This is a genomic window from Wolbachia pipientis (assembly GCF_030373985.1).
GTDB lineage: Bacteria > Pseudomonadota > Alphaproteobacteria > Rickettsiales > Anaplasmataceae > Wolbachia > Wolbachia pipientis_D.
In genome coordinates, this window is sequence record NZ_JAUCRB010000004.1 from 65,287 (window position 1) to 81,072 (window position 15,786).

At 36.4% G+C, this 15,786-nt stretch carries 16 protein-coding genes and 2 pseudogenes; 13 read left to right on the plus strand and 5 right to left on the minus strand.

The features are described from left to right. Positions 1-29 precede the first annotated feature (29 nt). The 4 genes from QUS22_RS04440 (at position 30) to QUS22_RS04450 (ending at position 1,217) form a co-directional block, all read left to right on the plus strand. Positions 30-230 carry a hypothetical protein gene (locus QUS22_RS04440; protein ID WP_289513784.1) on the plus strand — a complete coding sequence of 67 codons (201 nt, stop codon included), beginning with the start codon at positions 30-32 and terminating at the stop codon, positions 228-230. Continuing rightward, a complete protein-coding gene (locus tag QUS22_RS04445) occupies positions 218-361 on the plus strand; it encodes a hypothetical protein (protein WP_289513785.1) in 144 nt (47 codons plus the stop codon). Before QUS22_RS04440 ends, QUS22_RS04445 begins: the two co-directional genes overlap by 13 nt. A 128-nt stretch (positions 362-489) precedes the next feature. Next, positions 490-594, plus strand: coding sequence for a hypothetical protein (locus QUS22_RS05585; protein ID WP_353477743.1), 105 nt, complete (start codon positions 490-492; stop codon positions 592-594). Next, positions 567-1,217: an ankyrin repeat domain-containing protein gene (locus QUS22_RS04450; RefSeq protein WP_289513786.1), complete on the plus strand. Its 651-nt coding sequence runs from the start codon at positions 567-569 to the stop codon at positions 1,215-1,217. Before QUS22_RS05585 ends, QUS22_RS04450 begins: the two co-directional genes overlap by 28 nt. Positions 1,218-1,546: 329 nt before the next feature. Here QUS22_RS04450 and QUS22_RS04455 read toward each other — a convergent pair whose 3' ends face one another. Continuing rightward, complete coding sequence (locus QUS22_RS04455) at positions 1,547-2,182, minus strand: hypothetical protein (protein WP_289513787.1); 636 nt, start codon at positions 2,180-2,182, stop codon at positions 1,547-1,549. A 623-nt stretch (positions 2,183-2,805) separates the two neighbouring features. On the opposite strand from QUS22_RS04455, the gene QUS22_RS04460 reads away from it, so the two are divergent. The 4 genes and pseudogenes from QUS22_RS04460 to QUS22_RS04475 all read left to right on the plus strand — a co-directional run. Beyond that, positions 2,806-3,075 (plus strand): hypothetical protein, encoded by a 270-nt coding sequence (locus QUS22_RS04460; protein ID WP_289513788.1) that lies wholly within the window; start codon positions 2,806-2,808, stop codon positions 3,073-3,075. Between the two features lie 106 nt (positions 3,076-3,181). Then, positions 3,182-3,667, plus strand: a complete 486-nt coding sequence (locus tag QUS22_RS04465) for a hypothetical protein (RefSeq protein ID WP_289513789.1) — start codon at positions 3,182-3,184, stop codon at positions 3,665-3,667. 160 nt (positions 3,668-3,827) lie between these two features. Further along, on the plus strand, positions 3,828-4,124 hold the full coding sequence (locus QUS22_RS04470; protein WP_289513790.1) for a baseplate megatron protein TIM-barrel domain-containing protein: 297 nt from the start codon (positions 3,828-3,830) through the stop codon (positions 4,122-4,124). A 181-nt stretch (positions 4,125-4,305) separates the two neighbouring features. Next, positions 4,306-4,527, plus strand: a pseudogene (locus QUS22_RS04475) (baseplate megatron protein TIM-barrel domain-containing protein); the annotation flags it as partial. On the opposite strand, the pseudogene QUS22_RS04480 reads toward QUS22_RS04475, so the two are convergent. Then, positions 4,512-4,685, minus strand: a pseudogene (locus QUS22_RS04480) (PD-(D/E)XK nuclease family transposase); the annotation flags it as partial. The pseudogenes QUS22_RS04475 and QUS22_RS04480 overlap by 16 nt on opposite strands. 209 nt (positions 4,686-4,894) lie before the next feature. Between QUS22_RS04480 and ppdK the strand changes: the two are divergent. After that, positions 4,895-7,585 carry a pyruvate, phosphate dikinase gene (gene ppdK / locus QUS22_RS04485; RefSeq protein ID WP_289513823.1) on the plus strand — a complete coding sequence of 897 codons (2,691 nt, stop codon included), beginning with the start codon at positions 4,895-4,897 and terminating at the stop codon, positions 7,583-7,585. A 545-nt stretch (positions 7,586-8,130) separates the two neighbouring features. Here the strand turns inward: ppdK and pyrE are convergent. The 3 genes from pyrE to secD form a co-directional block, all read right to left on the minus strand. Further along, entirely contained in the window at positions 8,131-8,736 is a 606-nt protein-coding gene (gene pyrE, locus QUS22_RS04490) for an orotate phosphoribosyltransferase (protein WP_289513791.1), read from the minus strand. Between the two features lie 3 nt (positions 8,737-8,739). Beyond that, complete coding sequence (locus QUS22_RS04495; RefSeq protein WP_289513792.1) at positions 8,740-9,924, minus strand: dicarboxylate/amino acid:cation symporter; 1,185 nt, start codon at positions 9,922-9,924, stop codon at positions 8,740-8,742. A 68-nt stretch (positions 9,925-9,992) separates the two neighbouring features. Beyond that, positions 9,993-11,507: a protein translocase subunit SecD gene (secD, locus tag QUS22_RS04500; protein ID WP_289513794.1), complete on the minus strand. Its 1,515-nt coding sequence runs from the start codon at positions 11,505-11,507 to the stop codon at positions 9,993-9,995. Positions 11,508-11,581: 74 nt separating this feature from the next. Between secD and hemC the strand changes: the two genes are divergently transcribed. From hemC to ispG, 4 genes are all read left to right on the plus strand, one after another. Further along, positions 11,582-12,460, plus strand: a complete 879-nt coding sequence (hemC, locus tag QUS22_RS04505; RefSeq protein WP_289513795.1) for a hydroxymethylbilane synthase — start codon at positions 11,582-11,584, stop codon at positions 12,458-12,460. After that, on the plus strand, positions 12,451-13,338 hold the full coding sequence (gene murB / locus QUS22_RS04510; RefSeq protein WP_289513796.1) for a UDP-N-acetylmuramate dehydrogenase: 888 nt from the start codon (positions 12,451-12,453) through the stop codon (positions 13,336-13,338). Before hemC ends, murB begins: the two co-directional genes overlap by 10 nt. A gap of 272 nt (positions 13,339-13,610) precedes the next feature. Beyond that, positions 13,611-14,246, plus strand: a complete 636-nt coding sequence (locus QUS22_RS04515) for a TRP75-related protein (RefSeq protein ID WP_289513797.1) — start codon at positions 13,611-13,613, stop codon at positions 14,244-14,246. 19 nt (positions 14,247-14,265) lie between these two features. Next, positions 14,266-15,555 (plus strand): flavodoxin-dependent (E)-4-hydroxy-3-methylbut-2-enyl-diphosphate synthase, encoded by a 1,290-nt coding sequence (gene ispG / locus QUS22_RS04520; RefSeq protein WP_289513824.1) that lies wholly within the window; start codon positions 14,266-14,268, stop codon positions 15,553-15,555. The last annotated feature ends 231 nt before the right edge of the window (positions 15,556-15,786 follow it).

Here is a 15,786-nt window from a genome sequence, read left to right on the forward strand (position 1 = left end):
AAATATTATTTAAAGTCACAGGTAGAGTGATGACAATGAAATATGAGCAGTGTAAAGAAATATTAAGTACAATCGATAATGAGGCAAATTTAAGTGAAGGTAATGTAATTGAAAAAGTAAAGAAGAAGTTAAAAGTAATAGATTCAAGTGCATATAAGGAATGGAGGAAAACTTTTAATATAGATTATATGTTTCAATTCGGAAATATTAAAGCGCATTGTTACACCTAGTTGCTTATGGTAATCTAGGAAAAGTAGCAGGTACCTTATCAAAAATAAAAGAAGTTGATGTTAATGCGGTAGAGGTGCCATCTTTGTGTACTACTTGCATAGAACTGCCGAATTTGATAGTGAAAAGGTAATAGATGTTCTATTGTAGGTAGAAACAATAAAAGTCAACGCTAAAGGCTGTGTTACATATACTACTTTGCACTGAGCCGCTTTCCACAACAGCGAAAAAGCAATAGATGCTCTATTAAAAGCGAAAGACATTGATGTTAATTTAACAAATAAAAATAATGAAACTCCTTTGCATTGCACTATTCAGTTTCCACATGCAGAAGTAATGTGTGCTCTATTGACAGCAGAAAAATAAATATTGATGCAAAAAAAGATAATAAAACTTTTTTGCATCTTGTTGCCTCAGAGTCCTCTGGTAAAGAAGCCTTAAATATTCTGATAAAAGGAGGGGCGGGTGTTAAAGCAGTGGGTAAAGACGGGAATACCCCTTTACATTTGGCTGTTTCACATTATCAAGGTAAAAGAATTATAAAGGTTCTAGTAGAAGGAGGAGCTGATGTTCATGCGAAAAATAATGAAGGTAAAACTCCAAGAGACTTAGCTGAGGATTATGATATAAAGAAGCTTTTGAGGGCAGCAGAAGAAAAACAACTTGAAAAACTAAGCAAAAAAATGGACTTACCACAAGATGATAAAGATACAATACGTTTTTTAGGAAAAACAGAGCCTACATCAGTAGCTAGAAAGGAAGTTTTTGCCGGCTGTGTAACTGCAGTGCTCACTACTGTAGCAGTGGCACTTTTTGCAACCAGGATGGTTGCAGTTGAGTTGATGCCCATACTGATAGCAGTAGCTGCAGTTACAATAGCAGCGCTAGCAGTTGGTGGCACCACATATATGCTGTCAAAACCTAACACAAAAGTAGACGAAACGAAGGGAATACAAGTAAAGGGAGATATGCCGAAAGTAACTTCTTAACTTGAGTGTAAGTTCATAAAACCCCACTATCATTACAAGCTTGTATATGGCCTGTTTCCGTCGTGTGCTACTGTGTTGCTCAATAGACAATATTCCACCACAGCCAGAGAGCAAGGCTCGTAATGATTCGCTTTGTCTTAGACGTTCGATTGCCTGCTTTTTGTCAGCTCCAATGCATACGTTAAAACCACATTGAAAGTCAATACTACTCTCTTTAATAAGGCTAAATTGAAAGCCGAAGCCAGCAGCAAAACCTTCTGTTTCATTAGAAAGATTTCCAGCAATGATTCCATTCATAGCTATGTTGTGATCACCTGCAACTGTTCGTATCATTCCTTTACCGTCTCTGATATCATCATTACAACCCTTGCTATAACAGTCCAATCTATAACTTGTTCATCTTTCATTACTCGAGATATTACTTCTATATCTGATTGACCCTGATCTGTATCATACTGTTGCCCTAATTTGCCAACTTCTTCTTTAATACATTTGTTGTACTCTTGTTCATTCTCGATTTGAACTTCATTTACTGCTTGATCTTCTATACTTGTATTCTTTTGATTAAAGAAATCTTTATTGATAGAGTAAAAAATAAGACCAAGTATCAGTGAAGTCATTAGATTTGATATAATCCACGGAATTAGAATTACAGCAGCAACAATATAGATTAGAATTTTGGCTATAAACTTTATTATTTTAGATAGTGTGGAATCGTTCTTTTGAGCACTAACAGCATTCAAAAAGAAGTAGGTATAAACAATCGACGCTACTGTTACAGCAGTAGGTACGGTGATTGGGAAGAGTAAAATGGCATTGATTAGTTTTTTCCAGGAACTAGTTGGTTGAGTGCTATTGTTTAGTGATGCAAGATAGTTTTTGCCAGCATTAGCAATCCATTTTGTACCGTATAAGACTCTCTCACTATTTTTTTTAGATAGATTAACTCTCATTGGTTTTACCATACTTGTAATCATGCCAATTATATTGATACTAGATATAGTAAAAGCAACATAAATTTTTACTTCCGTGCTTTTTCATCTCTATTTATCATAGATTTGTAACCATGTGGTTTACCATATATTTTTCTTGATTAAGTACATTAATTATTCATTGTAAATTATTGAATTTCTCATTTTTAATGATGCAGTTATCATTTCAATGTCACGCACACAACTGGAGGGTATCATTCAAGTAGCTGACACTGGGATCCGGGAAAGTTTGCTTGTAAACAAGCGAACTGATTTGTTAAACATGGAAAGTGGCTGATCTTATACTAACATTGATAAAGTTGTATGAAAAGCTAGATCCAGCGTCGCGCGCTGGAATGACACCATTTGTTGTTCGAATCACCTTAACAAAAGCAAATGTTTATACAGCTATGTATCGCGCACTGGCATGACATCTTAGGCTGCATCGTTTTCGTCATTCTATGATTCGACCATAGAGTCTAATTTAAAAGGAAGATTACCATGTCTACAATAATTTTATAATCAATTTTGGGTCAGCTGGTAACATTTTTGGTCTAATTGGTCAGGTTATCGGCTCATAACTAGGTGCTCTTCTTGGTGCATAGCTCGATAGTACAATGTTTGATCTTGATGCCGAACAAAAAGTGGCGTATGGGTCAAAGCTAAAAAATCTGCAAGTTCAAACCTCAACTTATGGCAGAACAGTCCCAGTTATCTATGGCACTGCCGGAGTTGCAGGAAACATTATTTTGGCACAGCCAATCAAAGAAGAAGCGATAACCACCAGAAATGAAATCGGAAGAAGTATAAATGTTGCACATAACTACTATGCAGCTCTTGCGATTGTGATTTGCAAAGGAGAGGTAGAGAAATTAAAGGGAATCTGAGCGGATACAACGTCGCTTAGTTTTGATGAAATAGATTATACTTTATACTGTGGTACAGAAGATCAAAATCCTGATCCATTTATGTCATCAATCGAGGGTAAGGGAAATGTGCCAGCCTACAGGGGGAATATCTTACATAGTTATTAAGAATTTTTCTTTAGCAGACTATAATGATCGCGTCCCGGTATTTACGCTTAAAGTACAAACTGCATTAAAGCCAGGTGGGTTTTCAATAGCGGAGAATATTAGGAATATCAATATCATACCAGGTTCAGGAGAGTTTGTGTATGGTACGAAAATACAGAAGAAAATTGCGCGAGAAAAAATAAGTAGTAGCCAGTATATTCCATATGGACTGGCACAGAGGATAAATCATAATAATCACACTAAAAAGAGCTATGCAATGCTCTCTTTGGATCAGTTAAAAGAAGGTTTGCCAAATGTTGAGAGGGTGTCAGTGGTGGTTAATTGGTTTACGAATAATCTGAACATTAAAGATTGTAAAATGTACCCCGCAGTTAAATTTAAAGATGATTTCGCAATCTTACCTGGTGATTGGCAAGTAGGTAATGTCACGAGAGATGGTGCTTAGCTAATTTCAAAAGATGATAATGGAACCCCAAGGTATGGTGGCACGGTTAGTGATGCAGCGCTGATAAGATATATAGAAGAGCTGGACAGCAGAGGTTATGAGGTTAATACTCTATCCAATGACCTTACTTAGCACAGAGAGAAAAGAGTGGTGAGGAAAATTGAGCTGGTCTCCTGAGGATATAGGAGATTTCTTTAAGAATCAGTATAACAAATTTATAGAACATTATACGAGCATTGCCAAGCAGGCTAGAGTGGAAAGGTCTATCATCTGGTCTGAATTTGCGCAGCTTACCAGGGTAAAAGATGCTCAAGGTAATTATCTTACAGTCATAGAGCTAGCTGAGCTTGCAAGGCGAATAAGACTTCAGCTTGGGAAAAAAGTAACCGTAACTTACACTGCAGATTGGAGCGAATATCATTCGTATGATGGTTGGTACAATATCGATGGGCTATGATTTGGGTCACATCGATGTTGTTGGCATAGATGCTTATTTCTCACTGACTGGTGACCCAGAACCTCCTTTTGGCTACTCTATACAAGATGTAACCGATAGTTGAAGTAGCGGAGTAGGGTGTGGTTATTTCTACGATTGCTCAAAGAGTAAACCCGAAAGAGTAAAGCATACCGACAGCAGATATGCGTGGAAAAATATTGAAAAATGGTGGGGTGAAACTCACATAAACCCTGACGTTAGTAAAACAAATTGGCACCCCAAAATGAAAAAAATATGGTTTACCGAGTATGGATTTTCCAGTATAAATAGCTGCACTAAAGAGCCAAGTGTATTTGTTGATAAAAGCAGCATAGAAAGTAAATATCCTCGATATTCAAACTGGGAGGGAATGATGGGAATTTGAATGGGACTGAGAAAGGAAACATCTCTAATCTTGTTATCATCAGTGAGGTCTAGTATATCATTAAAGAAGTGAATAAAAATATCCTTGTTATTTAAGGAGCCAAAGATGCGGCAAAATGCAAAATCGTTTTTGGGATCCAGAATTTTTGAAATGGGCATAAAAAAATTTTTAAAATATCCTGATATTATATATCATTATTGATAATTATTTAATAATTTGTCGTTTCTTCTGTTAACTTTACTAATGTTGTTAGAAGAGATGCTGTTGCTAAATTTTGCAAAATTTATTACCCTAGACTTTCAAGTCCTGACAGGTTTATTAGAATTGTATGTATAAGGTGTTCATTAGTGAAAATCCGGAGAAAAAAATGGGAGAAAAGTCGATATATTACTTCAGCAAGAATAGGTGTGAAGGCAGTGCAGAAATGAAAAATCTACTAGGAGGGAAGGGGGCAAATTTAGCAGAAATGTGCAATGTTGGTATTCCCGTTCCGCCTGGTTTTACAATCTCCACTTCTGTTTGCAAAGTCTATTATCAAGATAATAATGCGGAATCCCCTGCCATCCAAGTAGTCGACACTGGAATTCAGAAAAAAAACATAGATTCCAGCGTCACGCGCTGGAATGACATATGCAGTGAGATCAAAAAATACATGACAATGCTTGAAAATGATACCGGTTGTAAATTCGGAGATTCAAATAATCCACTGCTGGTTTCCATACGCTCTGGTAGCGTCAATTCAATGCCGGGCATGCTTGATACAATTCTAAATGTTGGCTTGAATGATGCAACCGTTGTTGGGCTTGCAGAAAAAAATGGAGAACGTTTTGCTTATGATAGCTACTGCCGTTTCATCATGATGTACTCCAATGTTGTACTACAGCTTGACCATCACCTATTTCAAAGCGTTATTGATGATGAACAACAAAAACATGAGGCAAAAAGTTTAGCTGATTTTGATATTGGTATTTTAAGAAGAGTTGTTGATGATTTTAAAGGGATAGTACGTGAAAAAACAGGAAAACATTTTCCGCAGAACGTTGAAGAGCAGTTGCTCAGCTCGGTGAATGCGGTATTTTCCTCTTGGCAAAACGATAGGGCCGTTTCCTATAGAAAAATAAATAATATTTCCGAAAACCTTGGAACTGCAGTAAACGTGCAAGCGATGGTTTTTGGTAATCTGAATAATAATTCTGCAACTGGTGTGGTATTTACACGTAATCCTTCAACTGGAGCAAAAAAATGTTTTGGTGAGTTTTTGATTAATGCTCAGGGTGAAGATGTGGTTTCCGGTGTTTGCACTCCTATACCTATTGATGGAGAGCAAGAAAACACCATGGAGAAGTTGATGCCGAGTGTTTATCAAGAATTATGCGAGGTATGTAAAAAGCTTGAAGTGCACTATAAAGACATGCAAGATGTCGAATTTACCGTGCAGGACGGAAAGTTATGGATTTTACAGACTAGATCCGGTAAGCGTACGGCTGAGGCTGCTGTTCGCATAATAGTTGATATAGTGAATGAAGGAATGATCACAAAAGAAGAAGGAATATCAAGAATTAATCCGAAAACTTTTGATAGTTTATTGCATCCAGTTCTTGATGTTAAAAATGATCAAAAAGTAATAGGGAAGGGGCTACCTGCTTCTCCAGGTGTTGCTTCAGGATGTGTAGTGTTTAGAACAGATGATGCAGAAAAAGCTGCGGAACAGGGTAAAAAGGTAATTTTGGTAAGGTCAGAAACGAGCCCTGAAGATATTAGTGGAATGAATGCTGCAAGTGGAATAATAACGGCACGAGGGGGGATGACTTCACATGCTGCTGTTGTAACCCGTGGAATGGGTAAGCCGTGTATTTGCAGTGTAAGAGGACTTTATATCGATAAAGATGGGAGTTTCTTTTTTCTAGGAGATAAGAAAGTGAACAAAGGGGAACCAATTACCATTAACGGAAGCACAGGAGAAATAATGCTTGGCACCCTTCCTACAATTTCGCCTGAATTATCGCAAGAATTCAAAACGATAATTAACTGGATAGATGAAATTAAAACAATCAAAGTAAGAGCGAATGCTGATACCCCAAAAGATACAGAAATTGCTAAAGAATTCGGTGCAGAGGGCATAGGTTTATGTCGTACAGAGCATATGTTTTTTGCTAGTGATAGGATTGAGTTCATTCAGAAATTGATAATAGCTGACGACAAAATTGAGAGAGCAAATGCGTTAAGCAAATTGGAGAGAATGCAAAAGTCTGATTTCAAGGAAATATTTTCTATTATGGAGAGCAAGGAAGTCGCTATACGTTTGCTTGATCCACCTTTACACGAGTTTTTACCCCACGATCAATCTACTATAGAAAGAATCGCTAAATCACTGGATAAGTCAGTTGAATCAGTAAAAAATAAAATAGCACAGTTGTCAGAAAAAAATCCAATGCTTGGCCACCGAGGTTGCAGGCTCGCTATTTCTCATCCTGCAATATATAGCATGCAAGTTAGAGCAATATTCAGCGCTGCAGATGAGCTAAAGAAGGAAAAAAAGGTAGAAATTAAGCCTGAAATTATAATCCCTCTTATTATGAACGAAAAAGAGCTTATTTTGATATGCGAGTTAATAAAGAGGGAGGCTAAAAGCTTCGATGTGAGCTATTCAATCGGAACGATGATAGAGCTGCCGCGAGCAGCACTGATTGCTGATAAATTAGCAAGGCATGTAGAATTTTTTAGTTTCGGTACTAACGATTTAACACAAACAACCATGGGGCTCTCAAGAGATGATTCTGTCAATTTCCTTGATTCTTATAAAGAAAGTAACATATTTGAAAACGATCCATTTGCAGTGCTAGACGTTGAAGGAGTAGGGGAGTTGGTCAAGATAGCTATTGAAAGAGGTAAAAGAACACGAAAAGAAATTAAGCTTGGTATATGTGGAGAACACGGTGCAGATCCACAATCTATAGAATTTTTCATTAAATCGGGGGTGGGTTACATTTCGTGTTCACCTTATAGAGTACCAATTGCAAAGTTAGTTGCAGCACAATTGGGTAAGCCTGCTGGTTAATCGAAAAACAATAGCAAGTGGTGTCATGCAAGTAGCTGACACTGGTTCCTTTATTACGGTGTCACCTCAGCGCTTCTTCTCTGTTATTCCAGCGCCCAGCCTGGGGTATATTTTCTTTTTTTTAGGTTCCAGTGTCAGTACTTGCATGACACCTCTCTTAAATTGCAACTAATCTAAATATTAATAAATTCACTAGGTGAAAAAAAAGACAAAGAGACCTTGAGTGGCGAGTTTTGACCCTTTAATACTTTAAATTAGCGCTGTAATAATGTGCTGACGCTTAGTTAAGCACGATTTGGCTGAATGTAGAGAAAATTTAAGAGACGTGCAGCCCAATAATTTGATGTAATCCGCTGAAAAATACCCTGAGTTTTTCACTGAATCTGCAGATCAAAAACAAGTTTTAGAGTTATAAAAACCCTGACTGCTATTGATAAGGAGACTGCCAAAACTTGTCAAGTAATTTTTGCATTTAGTTTTTAGTTCTGTTTCTATGGGTAAAAAATCTGATGCCAATTAGCTACTTGATGACATTTAAGTAAGGATTACTCTGAACAATTACTTAGATATTCCCTGCTCCCTGGCTTGGTTACAGGCAATTGCTTCAGTTCCTCAGGGAGCTCTGCCTCGCTGTAGTTTTTTATATTAAGTTCAAGTAAAGATATAATAGGAAAAGACAATTTCGTTTCACTATTTCTCTTAATTAGAACAGCTTCAGCAATGACTTTACCTCCCATATCTTCTGCACATTTTACAGCTTCAAGTGAGGATTTGCCTGTAGTTATCACATCTTCAACCAATAATATTTTTTCACCTTGTTTAATTTCAAATCCGCGGCGTAATTCAGACTTGCCATTAACACGCTCGCAAAACATCGTCTTCATTCCAAGCTGTCTACCAATCTCATAACCCACAATTATTCCACCTATTGCAGGAGATAGTATTAAATCTATGGAGTTACTCAGCTCTTTTTTTATTTTATGTGTTAATAGCTCACAAACTTTCATAGCCCTGCCTGGATTTTCAAAAATTTTAGCACACTGTATATATGTGCCACTGTGCAATCCAGAGGATAAAACAAAATGCCCATGCAGAATTGCTCCAGCTTCCTCAAACTCTTTTATTATTAAATTATTTTTATCTAATATCATTTCTTAAGTTTCACCCTTACATTCTTTATTAATTATTTGAGTTACACAAACATCAGACCACACGTTTATTGCTGTTTCAAACATATCGATGATCGTGTAAATGGGCAAAATTAGTCCCATGATGTACAAAGGAACATTCATTGATACAAGATAGCTAGCTGTCATAAAATAACACCCCATTGGCACTCCAGCGTTGCCAATTGCAGCTCCTGTGGCTAAAAAAATCCATATAAACATTTCGCTTAAGGAAAATGTGTGCCCATTCATCTCTGCAACGAACATTACTGTAATCAAAATGAACGCGGCACATGCATTCATATTGATTGTTGTACACATTGGTAAGATGAAAGACGATAATGTCTTCGGTACCTTTAGCTTATTCTGCACGCAGTCTATAGTTGTTGGCAATGTTGCACTTGATGACTTAGAGAAAAACGCAAGTGTTAATGCTAGTGTAACTCCCCTTAGCGTCTGAACTGGTGAGATGCCTTTATACCACATAAGTAGAGGCAAAATCAGAAACGCCTGCAAGAAATTTGCAGACATTATGCAAGCAAGGTACCACAGAAGACTATAGAACTCGCTGCCACCTTTTAATTCATGCAAAAAACATGTGATAAAAGACCACACAGCAAGTGGAATAAACTTTAATAACCCTTGAGAAATTTTAAGTAACGCATCGAAAAGTGCAGAGAATATTTGGTGTAATATGTCCTGTTTTTTTGGGGGGAGTGAAATAATAGCTCCACCCATCAAAAAAGCGATCAGTATGCTACCAATGATGTTATTTTCAAGAAAAACTTGCACAAAATTCGAAGGAATGAGTGACTTCAAGTATAAAAAGTAATTATGATTGCTATCATTCATACTTTCTATCTTGTTACTTATGAAATTTTTTCTTGCTGGATTTATTAGCAGATAAAAAGATAATGCAACAGACGCAGCTATAATAGTTGTAAGCAGCGTATAAAATAGTGTTTTCTTAACTAAGGTTTTGATCTTAATTGAGTCTTTAAGCCCAGAAATTGTGGACACTATAGATAGAAAAACTAAAGGTAAGCTTATTAATTTCAACAAACTGATTAATATATCACTAAGTAGCTTTGCTACTTCAAATATAACTTCATTGTTTAGGTAGTAAGCAACTATTGAGAGCAGTATAGAGAAGAGTATTGCAAACTTATGCATCAAAAATCAACCCTTAAAGTGACGTTATACAGCAATTTTGCTGTTTTTGGAATCAGTAACACCATAAATTAAAGTACCAACTTCTTCGGATCCACACACAACTCTATCAGAAGTTTTGTAACTGTGATTGCAGAGAACATCGAGCATAAAATTCCTATCGATAAAGTAACAGAAAAGCCTCTGATTGCTCCGCTGCCAATGGCAAACATTATTCCTGCAGCAATTAGAGTAGTGAGATTTGAATCCAGGATTGTCTTTATTGCGTTTTGAAACCCTTCTTCAATAGCGCGAACTGTTCTTTTTCCTGATTTTATTTCCTCACGGATGCGTTCAAATATCAAAACATTTGCGTCTACTGACATACCAACAGTTAGTGCGATGCCGGCCATTCCAGGTAGAGTAAGGGTTGCTTCAAGTAGGGTAAGAATTAATAGTATAGAAATTACATTAAAAAGCAGTGCAACAGATGCTAATAAACCTAATTTGCCGTAAATAATTATTATAAATAAAGCTACGGCTACGATAGAGACTATCGCTGCCATTTCTCCTGCTTTTATTGACTCTTCCCCAAGGCTTGGACCAATATTTTTCTCTTCTATTATTTTAAGTGGTGCTGGCAGTGCTCCAGATTTGAGGAGTATTGCCAGCTCACTTGCTTGTTTCTCAGTGAAATTACCACTAATCTCCCCCTCTCCGTTTAGAATTGGTTCGCGTATTGTTGGCATAGTTAAGACTGTGTTATCGAGAACAATTGCAAAGGGCTTTCCTACATTTTCTTTAGTGATTTTCGCTAATCTTTTACTCGCTATGCTGTCAAATTTAAAATGTACTGTTGGTTTACCTAAGTGACCAAATCTAACTGATGAATTAACCAGTGAATCACCACCTATTTCAGTCTTGCGGAATATTGGATAGGAATTGCCTAAAGAGTCCTTGAGTATGACGGTAGTTTCGTGATCTATATCCTGCATCTTAGCTACGTTAATGTTTGCTAAATGGAAAGCTAGCTTAGCAGTTTTGCCAAGTAGAGATTTTATTTGTTCAGTGTCTTCTATTCCGGGTACTTGAACTAATATTTTGTTCTGTCCCTGTTTTTGCACGCTTACTTCTTTCGTGCCAAGCTTATCCAAGCGTCTCTGGACGTTATTTATTGAATCAGAAACTACTTCGTTGATTAGAGAATTTTTATAATGAGATTTATATGAAATGAAAATTGAGGCATCTTTTCTATTCAGCTCTAAGTTTGGGTTTATTTTATGAACTAATGTTGAAACTTTTTTATAATCATCGATATTATTTAAGGTTACAACCACTTGTTTATCGCTTTGTGCGCTCGGTTCAATGTTTTTTATTAGCAGACTTTCTTTTATTTCATCAGCTAACATACCCAATTTTTCTTTGAAGTAGGAATCTAAGTCTACATTAAGAAGCAAAGATGATCCACCTTTCAGGTCAAGCCCTAAGTTTATTCTCTTTTTTGAAACAAGAAGCTTATTATCTAAGAAATTTGGCAGTATTACGTATAAAGCAAATAAAAGGATGCACAGCACCGAAAAAGATTTGATTATAAGCCTATTGCGCATAAGTTGTAGGTTTAAAATTGTAGTAATTGATTGTAAACTAATTTTGTGCGCTATTTAAGTTAAAATTTAGATACATGCTAGTCAGAATAGGCACCAGAGGAAGCAGCCTTGCGATTGCTCAAGCTTTAGAGACAAAACGAAAGTTGCTGGACTCCTTCCCTGGTTTATCTGTTGAGATCATTAAAATAAAAACTTCTGGTGACAAATATGCCAATGCAAATCTTGCTGGAATAGGAGGCAAAGGACTATTTCTCAAAGAAATTGAAACTGAATTGCTTGAGAATAATATAGACATGGCAGTTCATTCGCTAAAGGATGTGCCTGCGTTTTTCTCAAAAGATTTGGTAATTCCTTGTGTTTTAGAGAGGTTAAGTCCATATGATACGTTTATTTCTAATAAATATAACAGCCTTGAGTCTTTGCCACAGCGGGCTACGATTGCAACTTCCTCAATAAGAAGAAAAGTCCAGCTGCTAAACTTCAGGTCAGATTTAAATATAATGCCGTTGCGTGGAAATGTGACAACTAGATTGCAAAATCATAGTTTTGATGGAATAATTCTAGCTGAAGCAGGGTTAATAAGGTTAAAAAAGCATCACTTAGTTACTGAAGTATTGTTACCAAAAATCATGCTAAGTGCAGTGGGGCAAGGGGCGATTTGCATTCAATGTCGAAAAAATGATGTAAAAATTATCGATCTTTTAGAGAAAATTAATAATATTAAGTCTTTTATAAGAGTTAAATCAGAGCGTAGTTTTATGAAGACAGTAAATGGTTCATGCTTTACGCCGCTTGCGGCTTTGGCAGAATATGTGAGTGAAAACATGCTACATCTTTGTTGTATGTTAGCAGACGGAAAAAATATATACTTTACTGAACGCACTTCGTTTGTAGAGAATGCAGAAAAAATGGGTATGGATGCAGGATTAGAATTAAAAGCAAAATGCTTATAAGCTTACCTAAAGTACGTGGAATCTATCGTTACAATGTTTCAATGTCTAAAATAACATGGTTAAATGTTGGTGGACAAGCTGATGTATTGTTTAAGCCACGTGACATTGAGGATTTAATATGTTTAATTAAAAATACTGAATTGCCAATTAGTGTTATCGGTGCAACTTCCAACATAATAGTACGAGATGGTGGCATTCGGGGAATAACAATAAAATTAGGTAAGGAGTTTGCATACATTAGGTGTAAAGATAACAATTCTATTGTTGCAGGTGGTGCAGCGCTACTTAGCAATCTTGCTTACTTTGCAGGAGAGCAACAAATTAGTGGACTCGAGTTTCTAGTTGGAATTCCAGGGACAGTTGGTGGTGGAATTGAAATGAATGCAGGTGCATATGGTAGTGATATTGCAAGTATTGTACAATCCATAAAAGCAGTGAATCTAGAAGATGGAAATCTTTATGAATTCTCTAGCAAAGAAATAGGTTATGTTTACCGTGGGCATAATTTAAGCAGACGGTGGATTTTTGTTGAAGCTGAGTTTAAAGGGGTAGGTTCAGAGCATGGAATTATACTCAGTAAATTGAAGGAGGTTATTGATAAAAAAAATAAGAGCCAACCACTTAGAGGAAAAACTGCCGGATGCATATTCAAAAATCCAAAAGACTATCAAGCATGGAAACTGATTGATGAATCTGGTTGTCGAGGCTTAAATAGCGGTGGAGCTAAAATTTCTAAGAAACATTGTAATTTTTTACTCAATCACAATAATGCAACTGCATTTGACTTGGAAAATCTTGGCAACAAAATAAAAGATGTAGTGAAAGATAAGTTTAACGTTGAACTTGAGTGGGAAGTAAGGGTCTTAGGTAGCTATTAGACAATTTCGATAGCTGCTGATATGTAAATTTACTCTTGCCTTTCTTATATTGACATTTTTGCTGCCGCTATTTTTTTGTTCATACCCTGATTTGGGTTGAAGCTTAATTAATAGACTAGTAAAAAGACATATACAAATATTTAAAAACTTGAGTCTTGCTTGTGTTAATCAAGTATGCAGTCACCGTTCATTACAAAGTTAGTAAAGATTCTGGTTTACTTAAAGTTCGTTAATTGCTATTTTTTAAAACACAGTGTTTACTATAGTACCATATGCTTAGGGTTTTTTCTAAAGTCTTATTTATATTAATGTTTTTGGTTTTTAGCTTCTTTATTGTGCATAATGCTGAAGCTAAGTCTAAAGTAAAGCTTAGTAAGAAATATAAACCTCCAGGTAATCCTGGCGGTGCTAGCTTTCATGAAGATGAGGATTTTGCTGAGTCGTATAAGCTATATGAGAAGCGTAGGGAACTTCTAAAGAAAAAAAAGCTGCAAGGTCGGGCTAATGCTAACATAAACAGAGAAAGTCTGGCTAAAAAATTAAAGGAAAAAAAAATTGCCGTCCTTAATAAGGAACCAAGCGGCGTAGAAGCTTGTATAATTGACGATGAAAAGGACGCTATGGTGAATCGGCATGGCATCAATATTGCACGTTTGAAAGGAGCTGTATTCATAGATCATGAACCAATTTCTGAATATAAAGGTGAGCAATGCAAAGGTAAACGACAAGCAGGAAAAAGGGTTACTGCAACACGAGAGAAAAAAATTTCTCCTATAAATGTTACTATAAAAGACACTCCATCAAAAAGGACGTGCTCACGTGATTCCATTGCTGATCTAAGCAACGTAACACAGTATAGTTCAAATAGTTCAGATTCATTTGGAAGTGTGGCTGATACAGCAGAATAGGTTAGAGCTATTTAATGACATGCTGAATAAAGATCTGGCAGATTGTGAATTAAATGACAAATTGTATGAATTATTGCCTGCTGCTCGACATAAAACTCATGTTGTAAAAGTTGGACAAATAAAGATAGGAGGAACTAATCCTATAGTTGTGCAATCTATGGCACTTGGTGTACATATAGATTCTGACAACATAAAAAGCAGTGCTAAGCAATACGCAAAAGAAATAATAGAACTGGCACATGCAGGTTCAGAGCTGGTGCGAATTGCTTTGAATTCAGAAGAAGTGACAAAAGCGATACCTTATATAATAGAGGAGATAAATAAAGAGGGCAGTGACGGCAAGATGTTGATAGGCTGTGGGCAATATGAGCTAGATAGGCTAGTTCAGGATTATCCAGACAACATCAAAATGCTGGGTAAAATTAGGGTGAATCCAGGTAATATAGGTTTTGGCAGCAAACGTGATGAGAAATTTGAAAGAGTTATAGAGTATGCAATAAAGCACAACCTTCCTATCAGAATTGGAGTAAATTGGGGCAGCCTTGACAAATATCTGCTGCAAAAGCTGATGGATAAAAATTCTTTGTCTAGTAATCCAAAATCTTCTGATGTTATATTGCACGAGGCACTTGTAATGTCTGCTCTTAGCAGTGCAAAAAAAGCTGAGGAAATTGGTCTCAGTTCAAACAAAATGGTTATTTCTTGTAAAGTGAGCAGGGTGCAAGATTTAATTTCAGTTTACACGGCGCTTGCAAGATCTTCTAATTATGCTTTGCACTTGGGTTTAACAGAAGCTGGTATGGGCAATAAAGGCGTAATAAATACCACAGCAGGGCTTACTTACTTATTACAAAATGGCATTGGAGATACGATACGTGCTTCTTTAACTCAGCGCCCTGGTGAATCACGAATTAATGAGGTAACAGTGTGTCAAGAGGTATTACAATCTATAGGCTTGCGCCACTTTAATCCTCAAGTTAATTCATGTCCCGGATGTGGGCGCACGCACAGTGATCGTTTTCGTATATTGACTGAAGAAGTAAATGATTATATAAAAACTCGCATGCCAACATGGAAGAAAAAAAATCCAGGTGTAGAGCATATGAATATTGCTGTTATGGGATGCATCGTGAACGGTCCTGGAGAAAGTAAACACGCAAATTTGGGAATCAGCTTACCTGGATATGGAGAAAAGCCAGTTTCAGCTATCTATAAAGACGGCAAGTACTTCAGGACTTTACAAGGTAATAATATTTTTGAAGAGTTTAAAACAATTATTGATGATTATGTGAGTGAGCATTACACATAAGTAGGCTTCTTACATAACCTAAACTAAGCAGAAAAAGGCAATTTGCTATCTATTAAAATATTGTTTTTTGTAATGCTGCGTACCCTTAAATTGCGACTAGTCTAAATATTTAAGAAATTTACCAGGTAGAAAAAGGCAAAAGAAGCTCCGTTAGCTAGTTATTTACTACCTATTTTATAGTTTGATTTTTTGATGTTTTTACAAGCTTAACAGGCGCGATTCACAACACTA

Bases quoted from the DNA above. Each gene is read 5' to 3' on its own strand.
- QUS22_RS04440 (WP_289513784.1), top strand. From the start codon at position 30: ATGACAATGAAATATGAGCAGTGTAAAGAAATATTAAGTACAATCGAT.
- QUS22_RS04455 (WP_289513787.1), bottom strand. From the start codon at position 2,182: ATGGTAAAACCAATGAGAGTTAATCTATCTAAAAAAAATAGTGAGAGA.
- QUS22_RS04460 (WP_289513788.1), top strand. From the start codon at position 2,806: ATGTTTGATCTTGATGCCGAACAAAAAGTGGCGTATGGGTCAAAGCTA.
- QUS22_RS04465 (WP_289513789.1), top strand. From the start codon at position 3,182: ATGTGCCAGCCTACAGGGGGAATATCTTACATAGTTATTAAGAATTTT.
- ppdK (WP_289513823.1), top strand. From the start codon at position 4,895: ATGGGAGAAAAGTCGATATATTACTTCAGCAAGAATAGGTGTGAAGGC.
- pyrE (WP_289513791.1), bottom strand. From the start codon at position 8,736: ATGATATTAGATAAAAATAATTTAATAATAAAAGAGTTTGAGGAAGCT.
- QUS22_RS04495 (WP_289513792.1), bottom strand. From the start codon at position 9,924: ATGCATAAGTTTGCAATACTCTTCTCTATACTGCTCTCAATAGTTGCT.
- secD (WP_289513794.1), bottom strand. From the start codon at position 11,507: ATGCGCAATAGGCTTATAATCAAATCTTTTTCGGTGCTGTGCATCCTT.
- hemC (WP_289513795.1), top strand. From the start codon at position 11,582: ATGCTAGTCAGAATAGGCACCAGAGGAAGCAGCCTTGCGATTGCTCAA.
- murB (WP_289513796.1), top strand. From the start codon at position 12,451: ATGCTTATAAGCTTACCTAAAGTACGTGGAATCTATCGTTACAATGTT.
- QUS22_RS04515 (WP_289513797.1), top strand. From the start codon at position 13,611: ATGCTTAGGGTTTTTTCTAAAGTCTTATTTATATTAATGTTTTTGGTT.
- ispG (WP_289513824.1), top strand. From the start codon at position 14,266: ATGCTGAATAAAGATCTGGCAGATTGTGAATTAAATGACAAATTGTAT.